The sequence below is a fragment of the Winogradskyella poriferorum genome (assembly GCF_050618035.1).
GTDB lineage: Bacteria > Bacteroidota > Bacteroidia > Flavobacteriales > Flavobacteriaceae > Winogradskyella > Winogradskyella poriferorum_A.
Genome location: NZ_JBODPY010000083.1, coordinates 1 through 244 on the forward strand (window position 1 = coordinate 1; position 244 = coordinate 244).

Annotated in this window: 1 protein-coding gene; it reads right to left on the bottom strand. The window is 45.9% G+C overall.

All coding sequences use genetic code 11. The annotated features are described in order from the left end of the window. The coding region (locus ACRHOC_RS15005; RefSeq protein WP_431159426.1) for a hypothetical protein at positions 1 to 244 on the bottom strand (244 nt) is incomplete at its 3' end.

The following is a 244-nucleotide window of genomic DNA, read 5'->3' on the forward strand; positions in this document are numbered from 1 at the left end:
TAGGCACACTGGCGTATGAACTTTCGACTTGTTCAGGTGCTTCCGCTAATACACCAAACATATCTGCTTGGCCTATTGCCTCTGCTTTAGCGTGTTGGTCAGCCGCTTTTAATGCATCTTCAAGGGAAGACATCAATGCCGCACGGTGAGGGCCTAATCGGTCAAATGCCCCTGCCATGATAAGCTTTTCCATCACACGACGATTAATTTTTTTAATATCGACTCGCGCACAAAGGTCAAAAAT